A 23172-nucleotide genomic window follows, 5' to 3' on the forward strand; every position below is an offset into this window, starting at 1 on the left:
GCCCGGCTTGAGCCGTTCGGGGCGTTGGAGGCCGCCGCCCGCGCGTGGTCTCCCACGGTGGCCGACCCGGTTCCTAGCATGGCCGATGCCCCGGCCAGGTGGCTTCCGCCGCACGGCCGGGCCCGGACTCTCCGCACAGGCTCATGACCACACCGGATGGAAGTGCCGCGTCCATGGATCAGCCGGTCCCCGCTCGCCGCTCCGCCACGGCGGGGCCGGCGTGACCGCTGTCGGCCAACAGCGGCCGGTCCGCCGTCTGGTGTCGGTCAGTGGTGTGGTGCAGGGAGTCGGCTTCCGGCCCTTCGTCCACGCCCTGGCCACCGAACTGGGCCTGTCCGGTCAGGTGGCCAACGGACCGGCCGGGGCGCGGATCGAGATCGAGGGCGGCCCCGAGGCGGTGGCCGCCTTCTGCCACCGGCTGACGGCGGACGCGCCCCCACTGGCGGACATCGTCTCGGCGGCCACCTCCGAACTGCGCCCGACCGGCGGCGCCGGTTTCGCGATCGTGCCCTCCGTGACGGGGCACGGCCGCACCCTGGTCCCGCCCGACGCCGCCACCTGCGACACCTGCCTGACCGAACTGGCCGATCCGGCCGACCGCCGCCATCGGCACCCGTTCATCACCTGCACCGACTGCGGTCCGCGCTTCACCATCACCACCGCCCTGCCGTACGACCGGGCCACGACCACCATGGCGGCGTTCCCGATGTGCCCGGATTGCTCGGCGGAGTACACGGACCCGTCCGACCGCCGGTTCCACGCCCAGCCCATCGCCTGCTGGGCCTGCGGGCCACGCCTGAGGCTCACCGGCGCCGTACGACGGGAGGGTGGCGCCGCGCTGGCCGAGGCCCGGCGGATGCTGGCGGCCGGGGCGATCCTGGCGGTCAAGGGTCTCGGCGGCTATCACCTGGTCTGCGACGCCACCGCGCCGAGGGCCGTGGGCGAACTGCGACGCCGCAAGGCCCGTGGCGACAAGCCGTTCGCCGTGATGACCCCCGACCCCGACTCCGCCGCCCGGCTCGGCCACCTCGGCCCGGCGGAGCGCCGTGTTCTGGTGGACCGGTCGCGCCCCATCGTGCTGCTGCGCCGCCGATCCCCGACCCCGCTCGCGCCGCGGGTGTGTCCGGGGAGCCCGGACATCGGGGTGATGCTGCCCTACACCCCACCGCACCGGCTTCTGTTCGGCCTTCCGGGCGACCCGCCCGGTCCGGACATCCTGGTGGTGACCAGCGGAAACCTCTCCGGCGAGCCGCTGGTGACCGACGACCGGGAGGCGATGGCCCGCCTGGACGGGCTGGCCGACGCCTGGCTCTGGCACGACCGGCCCATCGTGGTGGCCTGCGACGACTCGGTGGTGCGGGTCCGCGCGGACGGTTCGCCACTGCCGATCCGCCGCTCGCGCGGCTTCGCCCCGGCGCGCATCCGCCTTCCGGTGGCCGTCCATCCGGTCCTCGCGGTCGGCGGGGACCTGAAGAACACCCTGTGCCTGGCGGCGGGCGACAGCGCCTGGCTGTCCGCCCACATCGGGGACATGGACAGCCCGTCCGCCCAGCGCGCCTTCGACCGTGCCGAGAGCCATCTGCGGGCGCTCACCCGCGTCGAGCCGGTCCGCGTCGCCGCCGACCGCCACCCCGGCTACCGGTCCGCGCGATGGGCGCGGCGTACCGGACGGCCGCTCACCCTGGTCCAGCACCACCACGCCCATATCGCTTCCGCCATGGCGGAGCACGGGCTGGACGAGCCGGTGCTCGGTGTCGCCTTCGACGGCACCGGCTACGGCGACGACGGTGCCGTATGGGGCGGCGAGGTGCTGCTGGTCGACTACGCGGGCTACCGCCGCCTGACGCATCTGGCGTATGTGCCCCTGCCCGGCGGTGACGCGGCGGTGCGCCGTCCCTATCGGATGGCACTGGCCCATCTGCGTGCGGCGGGCCTCGTCCGGTCCCCCGACCTGCCGTGCGTCGCCGCCTGCCCGCCGGAGGAACTCCGCCTGCTGGAAGGCCAGTTGGCGCGGGGCATCGGGTGTGTGCCGACATCCAGTATGGGGCGGTTATTCGACGCCGTGTCCTCGCTGGTGGGCATCTGCCACCGGGCGGGGTACGAGGCTCAGGCCGCCGTGGAACTGGAGGCCGCGGCCGTGACCGCCGACGGGGTGCGGGACGGTTACGCCTTCGCGCTCGAGGAGCCCGCACCGCTGCTGGCGGCGATCGTGGCCGATCTCCGCGCGGGTGTGGCCGTTCCGCTGATCGCCGCCCGCTTCCATCTGGCCATCGCCGGTGCGGTCCGCACGGCCTGCCGGAAGGCACGGCGGAGCACGGGAGTGCGGACGGTCGTCCTGACCGGCGGGGTGTTCGCCAACGCGCTCCTGGACGGGATGTGCGCCGCCGGGCTGGCCGAGGACGGCTTCACCGTCCTCGGACACACGGTGGTCCCGCCCGGCGACGGCGGTCTGGCCCTGGGACAGGCGGTCGTCGCCGCCCGTATGGCCGACACCTGAGGAAGCGAGGAGGAGCGCATGTGCCTGGCGGTACCCGGCCGTGTGGTCGGCATCGAGGAGCGGGACGGTGCGCCGATGGCGCGGGTCGATTTCGGCGGGGTGGTCAAGGACGTCTGCCTCGCCTATCTGCCGGAGATCGAGGTCGGTGAGTACGCGATCGTCCACGTCGGCTTCGCCATCCAGCGGCTCGACGAGGAATCCGCCCTGGCCACGCTCCGGCTCTTCGAGCGGATCGGGGCGCTGGACGAGGAGTTCGGCGATGTGTGGGCGCGTGCGGCGGCCGAGGTGGAAAGGGCGCCCGAGGAGGAGAACCGGTGAAGTACATCGACGAATTCCAGGACCCCGGCCTCGCCCGGCGGCTCCTGGACGACATCGCCCGGACGGTCACCCGGCCATGGGCCATGATGGAGGTCTGCGGCGGTCAGACCCACTCGATCATCCGGCATGGCATCGACCAACTGCTGCCCGGGAACATCGAGTTGATCCATGGGCCGGGGTGTCCGGTCTGTGTCACCCCGCTGGAGATGATCGACAAGGCGCTGGAGATCGCCTCCCGGCCGGGCGTGGTCTTCTGCTCGTTCGGCGACATGCTCCGGGTGCCGGGAAGCGACCGTGATCTGTTCCGGGTCAAGAGCGACGGCGGTGATGTCCGAGTCGTCTACTCACCGCTGGACGCGTTGCGGATCGCCCAGCGGACCCCGGACCGACAGGTGGTGTTCTTCGGTGTCGGCTTCGAGACCACGGCGCCCGCCATCGCCATGGCGGCCCACCAGGCCAAACGGCTCGGCGTCCGGAACTTCAGCCTGCTGGTGTCCCATGTCCGGGTGCCACCGGCCATCGAGGCGATCATGCGATCGCCGAACTGCCGCGTCCAGGCGTTCCTCGCCGCGGGGCATGTGTGCAGTGTGATGGGCACCCTGGAGTACCCCGCCCTCGCCGACACCCATCACGTGCCCATCGTGGTCACCGGATTCGAGCCGCTGGACATCCTGGAAGGCATCCGGCGGGCGGTCCGCCAACTCGAGCGCGGGGAACACCGCGTCGAGAACGCCTACCCACGCGCCGTGCGCCCGCACGGCAACCCGGTCGCTCTGAAGGTGCTGAGGGAGGTCTTCACCACCACCGACCGCGCCTGGCGCGGCATCGGCACCATTCCGGACAGCGGCTGGCGGCTCTCGGACGCCTACCGGGACCACGACGCCGAGCACCGGTTCGAAGTCACCGGCCCGGCCACCGACGAGCCCGCGGTGTGCCGCGCCGGAGAGGTGCTCCAGGGGCTGATCAAACCCCATGAGTGCACGGCCTTCGGCACCGTCTGCACTCCGCGCACACCACTCGGCGCGACCATGGTCTCCAGTGAGGGCGCGTGCGCCGCCTACTACCTGTACCGGCGTCTCGCCACGCCCCGCGCGGAGGAGACGGCTTCCGTTGACTGACATCACCGCCGACACCGCCGGCTGGTCCTGCCCTGCGCCACTGCGCGACCACCCGGTGGTGGTGATGGCCCACGGTGGCGGAGGAGCGCTCTCCGCGGAGCTGACCCGGCACCTCTTCCTCCCGGCCTACGGTGGCGAGGCCCTGGAAGGACTCACCGACTCGGCCGCTGTCACGCTCGGCGGTGCCCGGCTGGCCTTCTCGACCGACTCCTACGTCGTCCGCCCGCTGTTCTTCCCCGGCGGGAGCATCGGGGATCTGGCCGTCAACGGCACCGTCAACGACCTGGCCATGAGCGGAGCCGTTCCCGCGTACCTGTCCTGCGCGTTCATCCTGGAGGAGGGCACGGAGCTGAGCACCGTCGGCCGGGTGGCCCAGGCGCTCGGCGCGGCCGCTCGCGCGGCGGACGTCACCGTGGTCACCGGCGACACCAAGGTGGTCGACTCCGGCCACGGCGACGGGGTGTATGTGAACACGGCGGGGATCGGCCTGATCCCCGAGGGGGTGGACATCCGTCCGCGGCGTGCCAGGCCCGGTGACGCGGTCATCGTCAGCGGGCCGATCGGACAGCATGGCATCGCCGTCCTCAGCGTCCGCGAAGGGCTGACGTTCGGCACCGAACTGGTCAGTGACACCGCGCCGCTGGCCGGACTGGTCCGGGCGATGCTCGCCGTCACGCCCGATATCCACGTTCTGCGCGACCCCACGAGGGGCGGCCTGGCCGCCGCGCTCAACGAGATCGCGACGGCCTCCGGCACCGGTGTCGCCCTGGACGAGGCGGCGGTGCCCGTCCCGGACGCGGTCGCCACCGCCTGTGCCCTGCTCGGCCTCGACCCGATGTACATGGCCAACGAGGGCCGCCTGGTGGCCTTCGTGCCCAGGCCCCACGCCGAGATGGTCCTGGAGGCGATGCGCGCGCATCCGCTGGGACATGAGGCGGCCGTGATCGGCGTGTGCGTGGCCGAACACCCCGGCATGGTCGTGGCCCGTACCGGACTCGGCGGAACCCGGATCGTGGATCCGCCGCTCGGCGAGCAACTGCCCCGGATCTGCTGAACGCCGCGGTCCCCGAGTGGCCGGGGGGCACCGGCGGGCCGGACACTGGGAGGGGAGAAGCCGCCGGAACGCCGCGCGGAGGGAGGTATCACCATGTCCGAGACTCCACACATCGTGGGTGATGTGATGACGCGGACGGTGGTCGCCGTCGGGCGTGACGCGCCGTTCAAGGAACTGGTGCAGACGCTGGGCCAGTGGCGGGTGAGCGCCATGCCGGTGCTGGAGGGCGAGGGGCGTGTCATCGGCGTCGTCTCGGAGGCGGATCTGCTGCCCAAGGAGGAATTCCGGGACACCGATCCGGACCGCCTCCAGCAGCTCCGGCGCCTCCCCGACCTCGCGAAGGCGGGGGCGCTGACGGCGGAGGAGCTGATGAGCTCCCCGGCGGTCACCGTGCACCCGGACGCCACGCTGTCCGAGGCGGCCCGGATCATGGCCGTCAGAGGGGTCAAACGGCTTCCCGTCGTCGACACCGAGGGCAAGCTGCTGGGAATCGTCAGCCGGGGCGATCTGCTGAAGGTCTTCCTCCGCTCGGACCAGGACATCGAGGAAGAGGTCCGGCGCACGGTGGTGTCCTATCTCTTCCCCGGTGACGGCGGCATCCACGTCCGGGTCGACGAGGGGATCGTCACCCTCAGCGGGCGGCTCCGCGACACCGCGCGCATCCCCGTGGCCGCGCGCCTCACCCGGGCCGTCGAGGGCGTCGTGGACGTGGAATGCCACTTCCGGGGCGTCGGCCCGGACGACGCGGAGCGCACGGCCTGAGACCGATGGCGCGCCATACCCCACCAGCCGAAACCGGACCGGGACGACTGCCGTCCGCCCCGTACGAGAGGGAACTGCGCCGTCTTCAGATCGAACTGGTGAAGCTCCAGGAGTGGGTGCGGGCCGAGGGACGGCGTCTGGTGGTGGTCTTCGAGGGGCGGGACGCGGCCGGGAAGGGCGGCGCGATCAAACGGGTCACCGCGCGCCTCAACCCGCGCGTCGTACGTACCGTCGCCCTGCCCGTGCCCACCGACCGCGAACGCGGCCAGTGGTACTTCCAGCGCTATGTCGAGCAGCTTCCCGCCGCGGGGGAGATCGTGCTCTTCGACCGCAGCTGGTACAACCGGGCCGGTGTCGAACGCGTCATGGGTTTCTGCACCGAGGAGGAGCACCGGCGCTTCCTGCGCCAGTGCCCGGTCTTCGAGCGGATGCTGGTCGAGGACGGGATCCTGCTGCGCAAGTACTGGTTCTCGGTGAGCGACGCCGAACAGGAACGGCGATTCCGCCACCGTCTGAGCGATCCCACCCGGCGCTGGAAGATCTCCGCCATGGACGTGGAGTCCGTCACCCGCTGGGAGGCGTACTCCCGCGCCAAGGACGAGATGTTCGCGTACACCGACACCCCCGAGGCCCCGTGGTACGTCGTCGAGAGCGACGACAAGCGCGCGGCCCGGATCAACATGATCGCCCATCTGCTGTCGACCGTTCCGTACGGCGATGTCCGGCTCCCGGAATTGCGGCTGCCGCCCCGCCCCGCGCCCACCGGCTACCAGCGGCCGCCCAAGCACCTCCAGACCTTCGTGCCCGACCACGCGGCCACGCTCCGGTCAGCGGGCCGTACACCGGCGCCCGACGCGGACACGCCCGAGGGAGAGGGACACGGATGACGGCGGCGGACCGTATCCGCGCACCGGGACACCGCGTCGGGAAATCCGCGGTCCGGTGGCTCACCGGGGCCCGCCCGTGCCGCGCTCACACCTGCTGGGGCACGATCACGACCGGGCATGCGGAGCGGTGGAGTGCGGCGTGGCTGACCCGGCCGAGTTGCAACCCGGTGTAGTCACGGCGCCGGAGAGCGCCGACGACCAGCAGATCGGCCTGTTCCGACACATCCAGCAGGACCCGGTGCGCCGGCCCTTCGATGACTTCGCGGTGGACCGCGATGTCGTCCTCCTTGCGCTCGACCTGGTCCAGCACCTCGCTGAGGACGCTCGCCGCCTGCTCCTCGTAGATCAGGCCGCTCGTCTCATGCTCCAGCGGCGACTGGCCCATACGGGGGCGCGCGGGGCGCCGCCAGGAGCGTACGGCGTGCAGTGCTGCGTCCCGCGCCCGTGCCTCGCGGAAGGCGAACCGGACGGCGGCCGACCCTTCGACCAGGTCGCCGACCGCGAGGACCACGCGCCGCAGGGCGCCCGCGCGGTTCTTCTCCCCGCCCCGGATAACGGCCACCGGGGAGACGGCACGCGCCGCCACCGCCAGGCTGACCGACCCCAGCACCGTCTCCGCGACCGCGCCTCTGCCACGGGACCCCGTGACCACGGCGAACGCCTCACGGCCCTGCTCCAACAGCGCCGTCACGGTGTCCTCGGCCACGACCTCGGCGGACACCTTCACCTCGGGGTCGCGCAGCGTCGCGCGTTCCGCGCAGGAGCCGACGATGTACTCGGCCGTCAGCTCCCCCGCGGGACGGTCGGTACCGAACGAGGGGAGACACTCCTCGTACCGTTCCCATCGGGAGGCGTGGACCAGGTGCAGGGGGAGCCCATGGCGTGCCGCCTCGTCCACGGCCCAGTCCACGGCCTGCAAGCTGGGCTCCGATCCATCGACACCCACGACCAGCGGGAGCGCCATCGTCCCCACCGCCTTTCCTCCGGTCGGCTCGTCCGCTTCGGGTACCCCGTGGCCACGCGCACACCGCCCCGGCTCGGACCCGCCGCCGGTCCCGCACCGGATGCGAGCCGGGGAGATCGGCCACACGATGAAGGCATGCCGGCCCCCCGCCCCACCGGGCACTTCGGCTCCTCGCGGGCCCCGGCCGCCCGGCGAGGACGGCCGGGGCGGCCCGTAGCGGAGGACGGCCCCCGGTGACCGCGGGGCTGTCGCGGGAGGAGGCGGCGCGGCGGCTGGAGGAGTACGGGGCCAATGTCGTCGCCCGGGAACGGCGTACTCCGGTGTGGCGCCGTGTGCTGCAACAGTTGCGCGATCCGCTGATCGTGGTGCTGCTCGTGGCCGCCGTGCTGACCCTGACCACCGGAGATCTCCCCGATGCCGCGGTGATCCTGCTCGTCATCGTGGTGAACACCGTGGCCGGTGTCGTCCAGGAGGTACGGGCGGAGCGGGCGGTGGCCGCCCTGACGGCCCTCAGCGCGCCCACGGCCCGGGTGGTGCGCGACGGCGAGGAGCGTTCCGTACCGGCCGCCCATGTGGTGCCGGGAGACCTGGTCCTGCTGGGCGAGGGGGACATCGTGCCCGCCGACGGTGAGGTCACGGGCGCGGCCCTGCTCCTGATCGACGAGTCGGCGCTGACGGGCGAGTCCGTCCCGGTGGAGAAGGCCGCCGACGCGGACCGGCCGCTGTCCACGGTGTCGGCGGGCACGGTGGTCGTCCGCGGCCGCGGTCGGGTCCGGATCACCGGCACCGGCCCGGACAGCGCGCTCGGCCGGATCGCCGCCCTGATGGGAACCGCGCCCGGACTGACCCCGCTCCAGCGGCGGCTGGCCCGGTTCGGCAGGGTGCTGGCGGCCGTCACCGTCGCGCTGTGCGCGGTGGTGCTCGCCCTGGGTCTGGTGCGCGGGCAGCCGGTCGAGCTGATGGTCGTGGCCGCGATCAGCCTGGCCGTCGCGGCCGTACCGGAGTCGCTGCCCGCCGTGGTCACCCTCGCCCTGGCCCTGGGGGCACGGCGGATGGCGGAGCGGCACGCCATCGTCCGGCGGCTGCCCGCGGTGGAGACCCTGGGCTCGGTCACGGTGCTCGCCACCGACAAGACCGGCACCCTGACCGAGGGCCGGATGGCCGCGGAGAGGCTGTGGACACCGCAGGGCGAGGCCACCGTCAGCGGTAGCGGTTACGGCCCCGAAGGCCGCGTCGCACGCGACGGCCACCCGGTGGCCGTGAGCGACGCGCCGGACCTGGCCGCGCTGCTCCGGGCCTCGATGCTGTGCAACGACGCCGCGCTGGAGCCCCCTTCGGACGGCGATGGACGGTGGCGTGCGATGGGTGACCCCACCGAGGCGGCCCTGCTCGCGGCGGGCGCCAGACTCGGCCTGGACCGGGCCGCGCTGGAACGCGGACTGCCACGGGTCGACGAGATCCCCTTCGACAGCGCACGCAAGCGCATGACGACGGTGCACCGCGCGCCCGGCGGCGGACTGCGGGTCGTGTGCAAGGGAGCCCCCGAGGTGATGCTCCGGCCGCCGGTCCTCACCGATCCCCCGGACACCCGGAGCCGGGCCGCCGATCAGGCCGAGACCCTGGCCCGCGACGGATACCGGGTCCTGGCCGTGGCCTCGGCCGACCACGACGAGACACAGCTGAGGAGCCCGGACACCTGGGAATCGGGGCTTTCGCTGCTCGGCCTGGTCGGCATCCTCGACCCGCCCCGCGACACCTCACGAACCACCATCACGGAGTGCCGACAGGCCGGTATCACCCCGGTCCTCATCACCGGCGACCACCCCCTCACCGCACGGGCGGTGGCCGCGCGCGCGGGCATCGTGGCCCGGGAGGACGAGGTCACCACGGGCGACCGGATCCGTAAGGGCACCGCGGGCCCGCTGACCGCCTTGCGCGTCTACGCCCGGACCACGCCCGATCAGAAGCTGGACATCGTCCAGGCGTGGCGCGCCTCGGGGCAGGTGGTGGCGATGACCGGCGACGGAGTCAACGACGGCCCCGCGCTGCGCCGCGCGGACATCGGCGTGGCCATGGGACAGCGCGGCACCGAGGTGGCCCGTCAGGCGGCCGACCTCGTGCTCGCCGACGACAACCTGGCCACCGTCGTCTCCGCCGTGGAGGAGGGCCGCCGTGTCTACGCCAACGTGCGCCGGTTCCTGCTCTACGCCCTCGCCGGGGGAACGGCGGAGATCCTGGTCATGCTCCTCGGCCCGTTCTTCGGCATGCCCCTGCCCCTGCTCCCCGCGCAGATCTTGTGGATCAACCTGCTCACCCATGGGCTGCCCGGGGTGGCGATGGGGGCCGAACCCGTGGAGCCGGGGGTGATGCGCCACTCGCCGCGCCCGCCCGCGGAGAGCGTCCTGGGCGCCGGGCTCTGGCCCCGGCTCCTGGCCATGGGGGTCTTCGTCGCCGCCGTCACGCTGGTCGCCGGAGTCTGGGCGCGGGAGACCGGCCGACCGTGGCAGTCCATGATGTTCCTGATCCTGGGCGCCACCCAGCTCGGCGTCGCGCTGGGCTCCCGGGCCCGCCCGGGCAGCCTCGCCAATCCGTTCCTGCTGCTCGCCGTGGGCACGGCGCTGCTCCTGCAAGCGGCGGGCGTCTATCTGCCGCCGCTGCGCGCGCTGTTGGGCACGGAGCCCTTGCCACCCGCCGACCTCGTGATCGCCGGTGTGCTCTCCGGCCTGGGGCATGTCGTGATGCACGTGCAGAGACGGCTCTTCCCTGCGCGTCCGCCGCCCACCCGCACGGTGCCCGGCCCGGCCCATGGCTGACCGGGTGGCGGCGCGGCCTCAGGGCCCCGCCCAGGCGGCCGCGGGAAAGCCCGGGGTGCGCCAGATCTCACCCGCCGCCGTGATCCCCAGCGCCTCGTGGCCCTCCAGCGCCTCGACCCAGTCACGGGCCCCGGCACCCATGGCGAACGCGGCCGTGGCGTAGGCGTCGGTCCGGGTGAGGTGACGGCCGGTCATGGTGAGCGAGAGCAGGCCGGTGGCGGGCCGGCCGGTGTGCGGGTCCAGCACATGCGCGCCGCGCTCGCCCGTCCCCGAGGTGGCGACGGCCAGCTCACCTCCGGTGACCACGGCGGCGAGCTTCCCCGGGCGGGCGGGGTGGGCGATGCCGATCCGCCAGGGTGTGCCGGGGGCGGCCTCCCCGCGCGCCTGGATGTCCCCGCCGCCGTTGACGCAGGTGTTGTGGGCGCCCGCCGCGTACAGCGTCCGCGAGACCCGCTCGACCGCCCAGCCCTTGACCATCCCGGAGGGGTCGAGCCGGCCGCCGGGGGTGCGGGTGAACCAGCCGCCGGTGGCGTGCGCCACCTCCTCGCACAGCGCGAACACCTCGGCCACCTCCGGTCCGTACCCCTCCGGGACCGGCTCGCCACGGCCCAGGCGGCTGATCACGCTGCCGGGGCGGTAGGTCGAGAAGACCTCGTCCACCTGGTGCAGCCAGGCCACGGACTCCTCCAGGGCCCGGCGGACGGGCGGGGTGACCGGGTCGCGGAGGTCGAAGGAGAACACCGTGCCCATGGTGTGCTCGACATGGCGCAGTCCGCGCGCGGGGGCGGGCGCTTCAGACACCGGCCCGGTCCAGTGCGCTCTGGAGCGACCGGGCATACCCCTCGCTGGTGTAGGTGGCGCCGGAGACCGCGTCGATATGGGCACTCTGAGCGCTCAGCGCCTCCTGGGTCAGCCGCGGTACGGCGTCGGCGGCGATCTGCCGGGAGCGGGGCCGGTCGTACGGTGTCCGGAGCGCCTTGACGGCGGTGATCCGGCCGTGCGAGAGCGTGACCGCCACCTGGACCGGTCCGTACGCGGTGTCGCTCACACCACCGGTGTAGCTGCCCGAGACGCCGCCCGAGCGCTGGCGCCCGGTCGGTGCGGGGGACGAGGCGCCCGACTTGCCGGTGCCGGGCGAGGCGGAGGACGACGCGCCCGGCGGCGCGGAGGACGGCGGCGATGCCGCCATGGCCGGGGCCGGGTCCTGATGCGGTTTGAGCGAGAGCAGCAGGACGATGCCCGCCACGGTCGAGACGGTGGCGACGGCGGCCTTGCGCACGGTGGGTCTCCTTCGGGTGCGGGTGGAATGGATCGGGCACTCGGATGCGGCGCGCACCGGACTCAGAGCGCGAATGACTCGTGGTGGATACGGCGGCGCGGCACCCCCGCGTCGCGCAGGGCGCGCAGCGCGGCCTGCGCCATGCCCGGCGGGCCGCACAGGTAGACATCGCGTTCGGCGAGGTCGGGCACCAGATCGCGCAGTGCCCCGGCGGTCAGCGGGGAGGACCAGGCCGTCGGCTCGTCGACGACGTAGTGGACGGCCGCCCCGCGCGCGGCGGCCACGCCGTCCAGCTCCGCGCGGAGCGCCAGGTCCTCGGGGCGCCGGGCCCGGTAGACGAGGATCACCTCACCGGGCAACGTCTCGAAGAGGGTCCGCAGCGGGGTGATCCCGACGCCGCCGCCCAGCAGGAGCGTCTTGCGCGCACGGCGGTGGCGTGCGGTGAAGGCCCCGTACGGACCCTCGGCGAGCACCCGGGTGCCGGGCCGGAGACGGGCGAGGGCCGCGCTGTGGCAGCCGGACGCCTTGACGGTGATCCGCAGATACGCGGGGTGCGGTGCGGCCGACAGGGAGTAGGGGTTGGCGGCCCACCACAGGCCGCGGGTCAGGAACCGCCAGCGGAAGAACTGCCCGGGTTCGGCACGCAGCTCCGCCAGCCTGCTGCCCGACAGATACACCGATACGACGCCCGGGGCCTCGGGCCGGACCTCGGTGACATACAGCCGGTGGCGCAGCGCCCGGTGTACCGGGACGGTGAACCGGTACCAGGCCAGCAGCGCCGCCACCCCGATGTAGAGGGTGTACCAGACCATCCGGGCGGGCGGGTTTCCGGTGAAGTCGGCCCCGTTGGAGAGCTGGTGCCCGAAGGCCAGGAAGACCGCGAGATAGGTCGCGAAGTGCAGCAGGTGCCAGGTCTCGTAGGGGATGCGACGGCGCACGGCGCGCGCGGACACGGCCGCGGTGACGAGGAACAGCAGGAAGCCGATCGTCCCCTTGAGCAGGTCCGGGTAGTGGAGGACCAGGGTGGTGGTCTGGTTCACCGGGCCGGTGTGCGACTCCAGCGCGTACCCCCAGATGATCAGCAGCACATGGGCGCAGACCAGCGAGATCGTGTAGCGGCCGCCGAGGGCGTGCCAGCGGGCCAGCCGGTCGGTGCCGATGGCGCGGTCCAGCAGCGGTACGCGCGCCATCAGCAGCAGGAGGATCGCGCATGCGTAACCGGCGAGCAGCCCGGTGATCCGCCCCGCTCCGGTCAGCCAGCCGGCGGCCCCGACGACCGAGGGGGTGTCGCGCCACCACAGGGCCAGGACGGCGGCGCCCCCGCCCCAGATGATCAGGCGCGCGAGCAGCGGGACGGGGCTGGGCCGGCGCGGTGCCGACCGGGACGGGCGGGTCATGGCCGGGGCCGGTGGCGTCGTGCTGGTCATGGCTGTCCTCTCGGCGGCGTGCCCGGTCAGCGTCACGGGCGAAGCTCTGAGGACCCTCTGAACCCGGGCGGACACCTTCGGATTCAGAGAAAACTCAGAGGAAAATCAGAGGAAAATCAGAGGAAGGGCGGCCCGCGGCACCGCGGGCCGGAGGGATGCTGGATCCATCATGGATACGCACTCCACCGGCCGTTTTCTGCTGCGGCCCGACGGCGCCCGGGTCCGCGTGCTCGTCGTCGACGACGAGCCCGATCTGACCGAGGTGCTGTCGGGGGCGCTGCGCTACGAGGGCTGGGAGGTCCGTACCACCGCCGACGGCGCGTCCGCGCTGGACGCCGCGCGGGCGTTCCGCCCGGACGCGGTGGTGCTCGACTGGATGCTGCCGGACACCGACGGGCTCACGGTGCTGCGCGCGGTCCGGGCGGAGCTGCCGGATGTGTGCGTGCTCTTCCTGACCGCGCGTGACGCGGTGGAGGACCGGATCGCGGGCATCACGGCCGGCGGTGACGACTATGTGACCAAGCCGTTCAGCCTGGAGGAGGTGCTGGCCCGGCTGCGCGGGCTGCTGCGCCGGGCCGGGATGGCGCGGGAGCCGGGCGACGACCGGCTGATGGTCGGGGATCTGGTGATGGACGAGCAGGCGCGCGAGGTGACCCGCGGGGGTGTGGCCGTGGAGCTGTCCCGCACCGAGTTCGAGCTGCTGCGGTTCCTGATGCGCAACCCCCGGCGGGTACTGTCCAAGGCGCAGATCCTGGACCGGGTGTGGAGCTATGACTTCGGCGGCCAGGCCCATGTGGTCGAGCTGTACATCAGCTATCTGCGGAAGAAGATCGACGCGGGGCGGGCGCCGCTGATCCACACGGTGCGCGGGGTCGGCTATGTGCTGAAGGCGGAGGCTTCGTGACACGGCCGCGCACAAGGCTCACCGGGTGGCTGTCCGGGTGGCTGCCCCGTACGCTGCGCGCCCGGCTGACCGCCGGTCTTGTGGTGCTGCTGGCGGTGGCGAGTCTGACGGTGGGGCTGACCACGGTGTTCGCGCTTGAGGGGTTTCTGGTGCGCCGGGTGGACCAGCAGCTCACGGCGGCCGGTGGCCGGTTCCCGGCCAGTCTGGAACACGGTGAGCGGCGCCCCGACGCCGACAACGCGCCCGACACCCGTGGCCAGTCGGACCGCACCTTCGGCGCCCGGCTGCTGCGCGGTACGACGACGGACGCCGCGGTGGTGCACGACCAGACGGACGCCGCCGTACCGCTGACCGGCACCGACCGGCGGGTCCTGGCGAAGGTGCCGGTGAACGGCGGCGGCCACGACGTGCGGCTGTCCGCGCTCGGCGGCTACCGCGTGGTCGCCGTCCGCGGGGACGACGGCGATGTCCTGATCACCGGGCTGCCGCTGCGCCCGGTGGAGGAGACGGTGCACCGGCTGGAGATCGTGGAGGCCATGGTGTTCGGCAGCGCGCTGCTGGTCACCGGGGTGGCCGGGGCGCTGTGGGTACGGCTGTCGCTGCGGCCGCTGCGGCGGGTGACCACGACCGCGGCCGGGGTGGCCGAGCTGCCGCTGGCCAGCGGTGAGGTGGCCATGCCGCCGCCGGTGCCGGACACCGATCCGCGCACCGAGGTGGGTCAGGTGGGCACCGCGCTCAACCGGATGCTCGGCCACGTCGGGGACGCGCTGGCCCGCCGTCAGGCGAGCGAGGAGCGGCTGCGGCACTTCGCCGCCGACGCCAGCCATGAGCTGCGCACGCCGGTGGCCTCCGTCCGGGGCCACGCCGAACTGGCGCTGCGCCATCCGGGGCCGGTGCCGGAGGAGGTGCGGCACGCGCTGGATCGGATCCAGGCCGAGTCGGAGCGGATGTCCACCCTGGTGGACGATCTGCTGCTGCTCGCCCGGCTCGACGCGGGACGGCCGCTGGCCCGCAGACCGGTCGATCTGACCCGGCTGGTGCTCGACGCGACCGGCGACGCGAGGGCGGCGGGGCCTGGCCATCGCTGGCGGCTGGAGCTGGCCGAGGAGCCGGTGACGGTGCTCGGCGACGAGCACCGCCTCCAGCAGGTGGTGGGCAATCTGCTGGCCAACGCCCGCACCCACACCCCGGCCGGAACGCGGATCACGGTCCGGCTGGCACCGGCCGGTGAGGACTGGGTGGAGTTCAGCGTGGCGGACGACGGGCCGGGGGTGCCCGAATCGCTCCAGGACGAGGTGTTCGAGCGGTTCGCCCGCGCCGACCCGGGACGGGCGCGGACCGCGGGCGGCACCGGACTGGGCCTGGCGATCGTCCGTGCCGTCACCGCGGCGCACGGCGGCACGGTCACACTGAGCAGCAGACCGGGGGCCACCGTCTTCCGGGCCCGGCTCCCCCGTCGCACCACAGCGCCCGATCCGGGCTGACTGTCCAGCGGCAGTGGGCGCCATGTCCCCGGCCATGCTGCCCGAAAGCCATCGTTCGCCAAAACCATTTGTCATCAAGGGAAATATCGGCCCGACTCCGGGAACTTTTACCTCGTCGCCCACGACCTTTCAGGTATGTGGCCTCTCTTGCCTCATCAGGTGTGACTCGGCGCCATCCCGCGGGCCCGCTGAGGAAGTCGTCGTGGAATGCGGGGTGGTTCCGTCGCGAGGGGCGGGAATTCCGCATGCCGTGGTGGCTATACCGTGGTCCGTCCCGGGGGCGTTTCGCATATCGAAGTGATCTGGCATGTGCGAATTCCCCGGCGATTTCCATTCCGCCCACAGTTGGAGCGACGATGACCTCCTCCACGGCCGGTCAGGTCCGGCCCGTACCTCTCCCCGCCGGCGAACGACCGCGGCCCGCATGGCCGGTCGCGGGCTTCGTCGTGCTGCTGGGCCTGCTGTTCACACTGGCGTACGCGGTGGGCGGGTTCGCGGGACCGGTGGCACCCGGGATGCGTCCCTCGGACGGCGGTGGAGGGGGCCGGAGCGGGCCCGCCGAACCCGGTGGCATGGGCGGCATGCACGGTATGGGCGGTATAGGTGATCCTGTCGAGGGTGCCGAGCGGGGCGGGAGCCGGTGATGGCGGATCGGCCGTCACCCACCGCTTCCCCCGTCCCCTCGGACGATCCGGTCTCCACCGTCCTGGTGGTGGGCGGCATGACGTGTGCCGCGTGCGTGGGCCGGGTCGAGAAGAAGCTCGGCCGCCTCGAAGGGGTGAGCGCCACGGTGAATCTCGCCACCGGCCGGGCCAAGGTCTCCCATCCGGCCTCGGTGTCCGTCGCCGGACTCGTGGCCGTGGTCGAATCGGCCGGCTACACGGCACGGCCCGCCGAACCCCCCGCCGGGCCGCCGGACCCCACGCGGCCGGATGAGCACCGGCGGCCGCCCGACGGGCCGCCCGGGAGCGGCGGCGCGGAAGAACGGCGGGAACGTGACCGGCTCCTGGTCACCACGCTGCTGGCCGCCCCGGTGCTGGTGCTGTCGATGGTGCCCGCATGGCAGTTCCGCAACTGGCAGTGGCTGTGCTTCGTACTGGCCGCGCCGGTCGCCGTCTGGGGAGCGTGGCCCTTTCACCACCGCGCGCTGCGCGGGTTGCGCCACGGCACGGCGACGATGGACACCCTGGTGTCCCTCGGTGTCGCGGCGTCCTTCGCCTGGTCCTCGTACGCGCTGTTCCTGGGCGGGGCGGGTGAGCCGGGGATGACCATGCCGCTGAGCCTGGTGCCCTCCGCGAGCGACGGCGTGGCCCATGTGTACCTGGAAGCGGCCGTCGGCGTACCGCTGTTCATCCTGGCGGGACGGTGGCTGGAGGGCAGGGCGCGCCGGGGTACCGGGTCGGCGCTGCGCTCCCTGGCGGAACTCGCGGCGAAGGACGTGGCGGTGCGGCGCGGCGGTGTGGAGCGCCGCATTCCGGCGGCTGATCTGGCGGTCGGCGATGTGTTCCTGGTCCGGCCCGGGGAACGGGTGGCCACCGACGGCACCGTCGTCGAGGGCAGCTCGGCCCTGGACCTCTCCCTGGTCACCGGGGAGAGCCACCCCATCGAGGCCGGGCCCGGTTCACCGGTGATCGGCGGCGCGGTGAACTCCGGTGGCCTGCTGGAGGTACGGGCGGACGCCGTGGGCGCCGACACCCAACTCGCCCGGATCACCCGGCTGGTGGAGGACGCCCAGACCGGCAAGGCGGCCGTCCAGCGGCTCGCCGACTCCGTCGCGGCCGTCTTCGTGCCCGCCGTGATGTCCGTCTCCGTGACGGTGCTCGGCTTCTGGCTCGGTGCCGGAGCCGACCGGCAGGCCGCGATCACCGCGGCGGTCGCCGTCCTGGTCGTCGCCTGCCCGTGTGCGCTGGGCCTGGCCACCCCCACCGCGCTGCTGGCCGCGACGGGGCGCGGGGCGCGGCTGGGCATCCTGGTCAGCGGGGTTCAGGCGCTGGAGCGTCTGAAACACATCGACACCGTGGTCCTGGACAAGACCGGAACCCTCACCAGCGGCCGGATGAGCGTCATCGCCGTCACCGTGCCCGCCGACGCCGACGCCGATGCCGACGCGGGCGAGGTGCTGCGCCTGGCGGCCGCGGTCGAGCAGGGGTCCGATCATCCGCTGGCGCACGCCATCGTCGCCCATGCCCACCGTCAGGGGGACGGACGCCCACTGCCACGGCCGGTCGGTTTCGCCGCCGCGCCCGGCTCCGGGGTGAGCGCCATGGTGGACGGCGCGGAGGTGGCCGTGGTGCGGCCGGGAGAACTGAGCGGGATCCCCGGTCGTCTGCGGGAGGCGGTCCACGCCGCCGAGACCGCCGGTCACACCGTGGTACTGGTCCGCGTCGGGGACGTCCCACGAGCGGTCATCTCCGTGGGCGACACCCTGCGCTCCGACGCCTACCGTGCGGTCGAGCATCTGCGCCGACTGGGGCTGCGCCCCGTTCTGGCCACCGGGGACCGGGAGGCCACCGCGCGGTCCATCGCCGGGCGGCTGGGCATCACGGAGGTCCACGCGGGGGCGCTGCCCGAGGACAAGGCCGCGCTCGTCGCCACGCTCCAGGGCCACGGCGGCCGGGTGGCGGTCGTCGGTGACGGCGTCAACGACGCGGCCGCGCTGGCCGCCGCCGATCTGGGCATCGCCATGGCCGGCGGGACCGACGCCGCGATCGGCGCCGCCGATGTCACCCTCGTCCGCGAGGACCTCCAGGCCCTTCCCGACGCCGTGCGGCTTGCCCGGCACACCCTGGCCACCATTCGCGCCAATCTGGTGTGGGCCTTCGGCTACAACCTCGTCACCCTGCCGCTCGCCGCGGTCGGCCGGCTCGACCCGATGATCGCGGCCGCGGCCATGTCGGCCAGTTCGCTGCTGGTCGTGGGCAACAGCCTGCGCCTGCGCACCTGGAAACCCTCCCGGCCACGCGCTTTCGGCCACGGCTCCGGACGGCCCCGCACCGCGACCGGATGGGAGACGGCATCGTGATGCCCCGACCCGCTGACGGGGTGCGGATCGCCGCACTCGGTTCGGACCGTACGCACTGGTGGGCGCTGCGCGCGGCGGCGGTTCCGGTGCTGGCCTGCCTGCTGACCCTCGGCACTCTCCTCGCGTGGACCGCCGCGGGCGGGGCGGGCGCCCCCGCCGCCCTGAGCGTTCGCGACGGACGTGTCTTCGTGCCCACGAACCCCGAGGCGACGGCGGCCTTCTTCACCATCGTCAACCGCGGCGACAGCGACGATCAGCTGACCGGCGTCACGGCACCGGGCGGACAGCGCGCCATGCTGAGCCGGAGCGTCCCGACCGGCAAGGGCGCGCGCCACATGAAGATGATCTCCGCCGTCACCGTACCGGCGGGCGGGACCCTCCGCATGACCGCGGACGCCGTGGACGTGATGCTCAGACCGCCGCCCCGGATAGCTCCGGGCGACCGGCTCACTCTCGTACTGCACTTCCGGGACAGCCCATCGATCACCACCCGGGCCCTGGCGGTACGCCCCGGCCGGTGACCGGGCGTACCGCCGACAGCGCCGGGCGCCGGTCCACGCGCCCGGCGTCAGGGCGCGGCGGCCGTCAGCCCGCGACATGGCCACCGCCCGCACCCGCGACTCCCCTCCCTGGCGCCCGGTTCGGCGAGCGTCCGGCAGCGCCGACGGAAAATCCGGCACGACGCAGAGCCGAGGGCCCGGGCGCGGCGGCACGCGATCGCATCGCCTGCCGCCGCACCCGGGGGTCCGCCGCCGGACGTCGGTCAGGCCATGGCTTCGGCCGTGGCCGGTGGACGGGGGGAGCCGGTACGGACCGCCACCGCCGGTTCCGCACCGGCTGGTTCCTCCTCCTCGGAGGTGATCTGCGCGATCAGGGTCTCCCGGGCCCTGGCCACGCGGGAGCGGATCGTGCCGACCGGGCATCGCGCCACGGTGGCGGCCTCCGGGTAGGTCAGCCCCAGCAACTGGGTGAGCACGAACGCCTCCCGCCGGGGCTCGGGCAGCGCCGCGAGCAGTTCGCCCAGTACGACGCTCTCCTCGAAGCCCGGTACACCGCGCGGCTGATTCCGTTCCGCGGCCCCCTGCCAGTCATCGGTCCCGGCCGGCCTGGGACGGGTGGACAGCCATCGGATCCGATCTGCCACCACTCGGCGCGCGATCACGAGCAGCCAGGTACGCGCCGACGACCTGCCCTCGAATCGGGGGAGGCTGCGCAGAGCGCGCAGATAGGTGTCCTGCACCAGATCGTCCACCGCTTGCGGATCACCGCTCAGGTGCGCCACATAGCGGCGGACGTCCGGACGGGTGGCGCGGACGAACTCCTCGACGGCGGTCGGGTCACCGTCGCGGGCCGCGAGCGCCCAGGACGTCACGGCGGCGTCGTCACGCATGCCCGCCCTCCCCGTGCCGGTCACCGCTCTTATCGGGGAGGATGGCGGCATGCTCTGCTCGCGGATCCGAACGGCCGTCTCCGCCCGCCTCGACGGTGAGGAACTGCCCCCGGGCGTCACCGTGGAACAGCTGACAGCCCATCTCGAGGGGTGTGCCGCCTGCCGGCTGTGGGAGACCCGGGCGCGGCGGCTCGACGAGGACGTCGCGCGACTGCGGGACGCGGGGACCGCCCCCGGTGGGGAAGCGCCGGGGCCACCACGGCGCGCGTTCTGACACTCGGACATGCGTGGCCCGGACGGGACGGCGGACGAACGGGCCGACCGCCGTCCCACTACGGAGTCGGGGCGCCCCGGGGCATCGGCGTGGCCGCGGACACCTCTCGGGGAAGAGCGCGGTTTCGGGTACGGATGCTCTCGGCATCCGGACAGGAGTCATCATCGGGAGTCCTTCGCGTGATCCGGTCACCGTGTCGTACGGCACCGGCACAATGAGTGACCAGGGCGCGGCGGCTCTCGGCGACGCGATGTCGCGTCCGGACGCGCCCTGGCGGGAAATGGACCGGCTGTCAGCGGACAGCCGGTCGCGGTGGAGGACCCCGCAGGGAGATGGCGTGGGCGAGCAGCGGTTCGCGGGCGGTGCGGCGCGGCTTCTCCCGTACCGCGCCGACGGACGGCGGAGCCTCGGGAATCACCACGCCGAAGACGACCGTCAGCGGTGCGAACCACCGGGCGGCCGCCGTGCGCGCCAGCCGGAAGGCGGCCCGTTCGCCGCCCCACAGCCACCATGCGCTCAGGACGGCGACCAGAAGGTGCGCGGCCACCATGCCGGTCGTGTTTCCGTGCATGGCGTCGTGCCCCATGGCATGGGGCATCCGGCCCATATGGCCGGCCATCCCGCCGCCAAGGTGCCCATGCTCGGCCATGGCCGGGGCCGCGTCGTGGAGATGACCGCTCAGCCCGGTGCTCCGGACCATTCGCGCGGCCTCGCTCCCGGAGAGCGAGGCCCGTTCCGGCCCGCACAGCAGGGCGGCGGCCCAGCGCTGGGCCGGTGACGGCCGGGACCCGCCGCCGTCCAGAGCCTGGCCGAACGAGAACGCGGTGTGCAGCGCCGCCTGTGTGCCCACGGTGAGCAGCCCCACCGCGACCGGACCGCGCTCCCGGCCGGCGAAACACCATGCCACGGCGGCCGTCGCCGCCAAGGCGCCCAGCAAGGCCGGCAAGGGCACCGGAACACCGGACATCACCACGTGCCCCAGCGCGGTGAGCAGCACGCAGACCACCGCGAACACCGCGGCACGCACCGTCTTGAGCATCTGCCCCGCACGCATGATGCCGCTCATCGTCTCAGCGGGGCAGAAGCGCGGGACACCCGGGGCCACGGAAGTCCGCGACCAGATCCACGGTGACGGGGCCTGCCCGCCGGGTCCGGGTGCCGCCCGCCGACCGGGGCGGCGCCGGTAGGTCTTGGGCACGTCACCGTGGGTGGGCGGACCTGACCTTAATCAGCTCGGACGGCTTTGTTCATCGGGGATTCGCCCCGTCATCGAACACTGCACCTGATCGGACACACCAGCCGCCGAGTCGAGGAGAGTTGCCTTGAAGGACATCGAAGACGGTGAGCGTTCGCGGGTTTCACGGCGTCAACTGGTCAAGTACGCAGGTGTCGGGGCAACCCTGGCGGCAGCGAGCCCGATGGTCGGCGGTGGCGCGGCATGGGCGCGGGATGACGATCGCGCCGAGGGCAACCGCGAGAGACGCGGGGATTCCCGCGGACGAGTATGGCGGGCCGGTGACCACCATGTGCACTCGGAGTACAGCGGCGAGTTCGACACCTCGACGAACCCGCCGAAGTTCATCAAGGGCGCCGACGCGGTGTACCCGATCGTCACCAACGCGATCATGGCGAAGAACTTCGGCCTGACGTGGGCGATGTGCACGGACCACGGCGGCCCGACGCACTCCAAGGTGAATCTGGAGCAGGCTTACCCCGATCTGCTGCGGTCCCGCCGGCTGGTGCCCGAGGTGCTTCAGTTCTGGGGCATGGAGTTCGACGCTCCGGCGATGGACCATCACACGCTGATGATCCCGCGCCACGACGACGAGGCGAAGATGCTCCACGACCTGGAGAGCAGGTTCGCCAAGCTCGACGCGTTCCCCAAGGACCCGGCCCGGGACACCGAGGCCAAGATGGTCGAGTTCCTCAAGTACGCCAAGGATCTGCGGCAGAAGCCCCTCGTCATCGCCCACCACGCCAGCCGCTCGGCGACCGGACTGGGCGTGTGGGGACAGGACACACCGCGCGAGTTCCGCAACGGCAACAACGCCGCCCCCAACGTCTACGTCGGCTTCGAGGGCGCGCCCGGCCACCAGGCGGGCCCGCTCAACGGCGGTGCCCGCGGCGGCTACGGCAGCCACCCGACGTACGGCGGCTACGACCAGATGACCGCCCGGGTCGGCGGCCTGTGGGACTCGCTGCTCGCCGAGGGGCGGCGTTGGTGGATCACCGCGACCTCGGACTCACATGTGCACTGGACGCGCGGCGGCTCCGACTTCTGGCCCGGTGAGTACAGCAAGACGTACGTACTGGCCCGGCAGGACTACGCCGACATCATGGACGGCCTGCGCAACGGCCGGATCTGGGTCACCACCGGCGACCTGATCACCAGCCTCGACCTCACCGCCGGCGGCCAGGGCAAGGAGGCCGCCGTGGGAGAGACCATCACGGTGAGCCGCCGGCAGCGCACCGACGTGGAGATCGAGATCAGGTTCCGGCCGCTGGACAGCGTGAACCACAATGGTGACCGCCCGGAGGTCCGGCGCGTCGACCTGATCGTCGGCGAGATCACCGGGCCGTCCGCCGACCTCGACGCGCACACCAACCCGACCACCAGGGTGGTTGGCCGTTTCGGCCCCCGGGACTGGCGCAAGCAGGGCGAGTACTACGTCATCAAGCACACGTTGCGCGATGTGCAGACCGATATGTACGCCCGCGTCCGAGGCACCAGCACCGACGAGGCCGAGCCGCTCGCCGACGGCAAGGAGTCCCCGTGGGAGGACCTGTGGTTCTACTCGAACCCGGTCTTCGTCCACGTCCGGTAGGGCCTGGCGGCAACTCGGGCCCAATCGCGACCGCTTGTGCGGTCCGATCCGCGTATGACGGAGCCGGATGACGCCACGCGGAGCGCGAAGCCTGGTGCCTCCGCCGATCGGATTCGGCGGAGGCACCACTTCAGCGGACGTGTCGGAGGCGGGT

General features: G+C 73.1%; 20 protein-coding genes. 14 read left to right on the forward strand and 6 right to left on the reverse strand.

Annotated features, from left to right (window positions below):
• Positions 1-85 precede the first annotated feature (85 nt).
• The 6 genes from hypF to ppk2 all read left to right on the forward strand — a co-directional run bounded on the left by hypF (position 86) and on the right by ppk2 (position 6636).
• A complete protein-coding gene (hypF, locus tag AB0E24_RS17305; RefSeq protein WP_359377887.1) occupies positions 86-2497 on the forward strand; it encodes a carbamoyltransferase HypF in 2412 nt (803 codons plus the stop codon).
• Positions 2498-2515: 18 nt separating this feature from the next.
• On the forward strand, positions 2516-2815 hold the full coding sequence (locus AB0E24_RS17310) for a HypC/HybG/HupF family hydrogenase formation chaperone (RefSeq protein WP_102936415.1): 300 nt from the start codon (positions 2516-2518) through the stop codon (positions 2813-2815).
• A complete protein-coding gene (gene hypD, locus AB0E24_RS17315; protein WP_359377891.1) occupies positions 2812-3933 on the forward strand; it encodes a hydrogenase formation protein HypD in 1122 nt (373 codons plus the stop codon). Before AB0E24_RS17310 ends, hypD begins: the two co-directional genes overlap by 4 nt.
• Positions 3934-3997: 64 nt before the next feature.
• Positions 3998-4987: a hydrogenase expression/formation protein HypE gene (gene hypE / locus AB0E24_RS17320; protein ID WP_435865292.1), complete on the forward strand. Its 990-nt coding sequence runs from the start codon at positions 3998-4000 to the stop codon at positions 4985-4987.
• 93 nt (positions 4988-5080) lie between these two features.
• Positions 5081-5749, forward strand: coding sequence for a CBS domain-containing protein (locus AB0E24_RS17325; protein ID WP_093700658.1), 669 nt, complete (start codon positions 5081-5083; stop codon positions 5747-5749).
• 5 nt (positions 5750-5754) lie between these two features.
• Complete coding sequence (gene ppk2 / locus AB0E24_RS17330) at positions 5755-6636, forward strand: polyphosphate kinase 2 (protein WP_359377896.1); 882 nt, start codon at positions 5755-5757, stop codon at positions 6634-6636.
• Between the two features lie 85 nt (positions 6637-6721).
• Here ppk2 and AB0E24_RS17335 read toward each other — a convergent pair whose 3' ends face one another.
• Positions 6722-7600 carry a universal stress protein gene (locus AB0E24_RS17335; RefSeq protein ID WP_069860684.1) on the reverse strand — a complete coding sequence of 293 codons (879 nt, stop codon included), beginning with the start codon at positions 7598-7600 and terminating at the stop codon, positions 6722-6724.
• A 233-nt stretch (positions 7601-7833) separates the two neighbouring features.
• Here AB0E24_RS17335 and AB0E24_RS17340 point away from each other — a divergent pair, with 233 nt between their 5' ends.
• Positions 7834-10413 (forward strand): cation-translocating P-type ATPase, encoded by a 2580-nt coding sequence (locus AB0E24_RS17340; protein ID WP_359377898.1) that lies wholly within the window; start codon positions 7834-7836, stop codon positions 10411-10413.
• A gap of 18 nt (positions 10414-10431) precedes the next feature.
• Here the strand turns inward: AB0E24_RS17340 and AB0E24_RS17345 are convergent, their stop codons facing one another.
• From AB0E24_RS17345 to AB0E24_RS17355, 3 genes are all read right to left on the reverse strand, one after another.
• Positions 10432-11163, reverse strand: coding sequence for an FAD:protein FMN transferase (locus AB0E24_RS17345; protein WP_359378062.1), 732 nt, complete (start codon positions 11161-11163; stop codon positions 10432-10434).
• Between the two features lie 43 nt (positions 11164-11206).
• A complete protein-coding gene (locus AB0E24_RS17350) occupies positions 11207-11692 on the reverse strand; it encodes an FMN-binding protein (RefSeq protein WP_359377901.1) in 486 nt (161 codons plus the stop codon).
• Positions 11693-11754: 62 nt separating this feature from the next.
• The gene (locus AB0E24_RS17355) at positions 11755-13119 is read right to left on the reverse strand and encodes a ferredoxin reductase family protein (protein WP_359377904.1); all 1365 of its coding nucleotides are present in this window, start codon (positions 13117-13119) and stop codon (positions 11755-11757) included.
• Positions 13120-13288: 169 nt separating this feature from the next.
• On the opposite strand from AB0E24_RS17355, the gene AB0E24_RS17360 reads away from it, so the two are divergent.
• The 5 genes from AB0E24_RS17360 (at position 13289) to AB0E24_RS17380 (ending at position 19050) form a co-directional block, all read left to right on the forward strand.
• Positions 13289-14023: a response regulator transcription factor gene (locus AB0E24_RS17360; protein WP_302832331.1), complete on the forward strand. Its 735-nt coding sequence runs from the start codon at positions 13289-13291 to the stop codon at positions 14021-14023.
• Positions 14020-15507, forward strand: coding sequence for a sensor histidine kinase (locus AB0E24_RS17365; protein WP_359377908.1), 1488 nt, complete (start codon positions 14020-14022; stop codon positions 15505-15507). The genes AB0E24_RS17360 and AB0E24_RS17365 overlap by 4 nt, the downstream gene beginning before the upstream one ends.
• Before the next feature lie 356 nt (positions 15508-15863).
• Complete coding sequence (locus AB0E24_RS17370) at positions 15864-16151, forward strand: hypothetical protein (protein WP_069860678.1); 288 nt, start codon at positions 15864-15866, stop codon at positions 16149-16151.
• Positions 16151-18529 (forward strand): heavy metal translocating P-type ATPase, encoded by a 2379-nt coding sequence (locus AB0E24_RS17375; protein ID WP_359377911.1) that lies wholly within the window; start codon positions 16151-16153, stop codon positions 18527-18529. The genes AB0E24_RS17370 and AB0E24_RS17375 overlap by 1 nt, the downstream gene beginning before the upstream one ends.
• Complete coding sequence (locus tag AB0E24_RS17380) at positions 18529-19050, forward strand: copper chaperone PCu(A)C (protein ID WP_234701108.1); 522 nt, start codon at positions 18529-18531, stop codon at positions 19048-19050. The genes AB0E24_RS17375 and AB0E24_RS17380 overlap by 1 nt, the downstream gene beginning before the upstream one ends.
• Before the next feature lie 242 nt (positions 19051-19292).
• Here AB0E24_RS17380 and AB0E24_RS17385 read toward each other — a convergent pair whose 3' ends face one another.
• The gene (locus tag AB0E24_RS17385; protein ID WP_359377915.1) at positions 19293-19919 is read right to left on the reverse strand and encodes a sigma-70 family RNA polymerase sigma factor; all 627 of its coding nucleotides are present in this window, start codon (positions 19917-19919) and stop codon (positions 19293-19295) included.
• Positions 19920-19968: 49 nt separating this feature from the next.
• Here AB0E24_RS17385 and AB0E24_RS17390 point away from each other — a divergent pair, with 49 nt between their 5' ends.
• Complete coding sequence (locus AB0E24_RS17390; protein WP_069860829.1) at positions 19969-20193, forward strand: zf-HC2 domain-containing protein; 225 nt, start codon at positions 19969-19971, stop codon at positions 20191-20193.
• A gap of 292 nt (positions 20194-20485) precedes the next feature.
• Here the strand turns inward: AB0E24_RS17390 and AB0E24_RS17395 are convergent, their stop codons facing one another.
• Positions 20486-21259, reverse strand: coding sequence for a PE-PGRS family protein (locus AB0E24_RS17395; RefSeq protein WP_359377918.1), 774 nt, complete (start codon positions 21257-21259; stop codon positions 20486-20488).
• A 256-nt stretch (positions 21260-21515) separates the two neighbouring features.
• Here AB0E24_RS17395 and AB0E24_RS17400 point away from each other — a divergent pair, with 256 nt between their 5' ends.
• Positions 21516-23018 carry a CehA/McbA family metallohydrolase domain-containing protein gene (locus AB0E24_RS17400; protein ID WP_359377921.1) on the forward strand — a complete coding sequence of 501 codons (1503 nt, stop codon included), beginning with the start codon at positions 21516-21518 and terminating at the stop codon, positions 23016-23018.
• Positions 23019-23172: the final 154 nt, after the last annotated feature.

Origin of the sequence: Streptomyces malaysiensis subsp. malaysiensis, from assembly GCF_040653035.1 — a bacterium.
In the GTDB taxonomy this organism is placed as follows: Bacteria; Actinomycetota; Actinomycetes; order Streptomycetales; family Streptomycetaceae; genus Streptomyces; species Streptomyces malaysiensis.

Excerpts from the sequence above, each read along its gene's own strand:
- AB0E24_RS17380 (WP_234701108.1), top strand. The coding sequence starts at position 18,529 with ATGCCCCGACCCGCTGACGGGGTGCGGATCGCCGCACTCGGTTCGGAC.
- AB0E24_RS17370 (WP_069860678.1), top strand. The coding sequence starts at position 15,864 with ATGACCTCCTCCACGGCCGGTCAGGTCCGGCCCGTACCTCTCCCCGCC.
- AB0E24_RS17325 (WP_093700658.1), top strand. The coding sequence starts at position 5,081 with ATGTCCGAGACTCCACACATCGTGGGTGATGTGATGACGCGGACGGTG.
- AB0E24_RS17390 (WP_069860829.1), top strand. The coding sequence starts at position 19,969 with ATGCTCTGCTCGCGGATCCGAACGGCCGTCTCCGCCCGCCTCGACGGT.
- AB0E24_RS17375 (WP_359377911.1), top strand. The coding sequence starts at position 16,151 with ATGGCGGATCGGCCGTCACCCACCGCTTCCCCCGTCCCCTCGGACGAT.
- AB0E24_RS17385 (WP_359377915.1), bottom strand. The coding sequence starts at position 19,919 with ATGCGTGACGACGCCGCCGTGACGTCCTGGGCGCTCGCGGCCCGCGAC.
- AB0E24_RS17310 (WP_102936415.1), top strand. The coding sequence starts at position 2,516 with ATGTGCCTGGCGGTACCCGGCCGTGTGGTCGGCATCGAGGAGCGGGAC.
- hypE (WP_435865292.1), top strand. The coding sequence starts at position 3,998 with ATGGCCCACGGTGGCGGAGGAGCGCTCTCCGCGGAGCTGACCCGGCAC.
- AB0E24_RS17360 (WP_302832331.1), top strand. The coding sequence starts at position 13,289 with ATGGATACGCACTCCACCGGCCGTTTTCTGCTGCGGCCCGACGGCGCC.
- AB0E24_RS17345 (WP_359378062.1), bottom strand. The coding sequence starts at position 11,163 with ATGGGCACGGTGTTCTCCTTCGACCTCCGCGACCCGGTCACCCCGCCC.
- ppk2 (WP_359377896.1), top strand. The coding sequence starts at position 5,755 with ATGGCGCGCCATACCCCACCAGCCGAAACCGGACCGGGACGACTGCCG.
- hypF (WP_359377887.1), top strand. The coding sequence starts at position 86 with ATGCCCCGGCCAGGTGGCTTCCGCCGCACGGCCGGGCCCGGACTCTCC.
- AB0E24_RS17395 (WP_359377918.1), bottom strand. The coding sequence starts at position 21,259 with ATGAGCGGCATCATGCGTGCGGGGCAGATGCTCAAGACGGTGCGTGCC.
- AB0E24_RS17335 (WP_069860684.1), bottom strand. The coding sequence starts at position 7,600 with ATGGCGCTCCCGCTGGTCGTGGGTGTCGATGGATCGGAGCCCAGCTTG.
- AB0E24_RS17355 (WP_359377904.1), bottom strand. The coding sequence starts at position 13,119 with ATGACCAGCACGACGCCACCGGCCCCGGCCATGACCCGCCCGTCCCGG.